This is a genomic window from Pseudoalteromonas rubra (assembly GCF_005887095.1).
GTDB classification, from domain to species: Bacteria; Pseudomonadota; Gammaproteobacteria; order Enterobacterales; family Alteromonadaceae; genus Pseudoalteromonas; species Pseudoalteromonas rubra_E.
On record NZ_PNCI01000157.1, the window covers coordinates 1 to 415 of the forward strand.

A 415-nucleotide genomic window follows, 5' to 3' on the forward strand; every position below is an offset into this window, starting at 1 on the left:
CACTCGGTGAGCTTTTTCTTTCGTGCCAAACAACAGCAGTATGTCATTTGCCTTGAAGGTGAACACATTATTGAGCATGCGCTGATGCAATACATTGACCTACTTTTGACCAATGTGGGGGTAGGCCTCGACAATGTGCTGTTGGTAGATAGGTTACGTAATGTTGCGTTTAAAGACTCACTTACCGGGTTATGTTCACGTAACGGCTTTATCGCCGCTTTGGAGCGCTTACAAAAAAACACCAACGCCCACGATTATTTAGTACTGATTGATATTGCCCGGTTAGCCGACATCAATGAAGGGCTCAGCCACGATATTGGTAATTTACTGTTAGTTGCTGTGGCGCAGCGTTTGCAAGCGCAGCATCAACAGACGCAAGTCGTAGCGCGGCTTGGTGCAGATCTCTTCGCTGTAG

At 47.0% G+C, this 415-nt stretch carries 1 protein-coding gene; it reads left to right on the forward strand.

Annotated elements, in window-relative coordinates; translation table 11 throughout:
- A partial coding sequence (locus tag CWB99_RS23700) for a diguanylate cyclase domain-containing protein (RefSeq protein ID WP_138686247.1) occupies positions 1–415 on the forward strand: 415 nt, incomplete at both ends.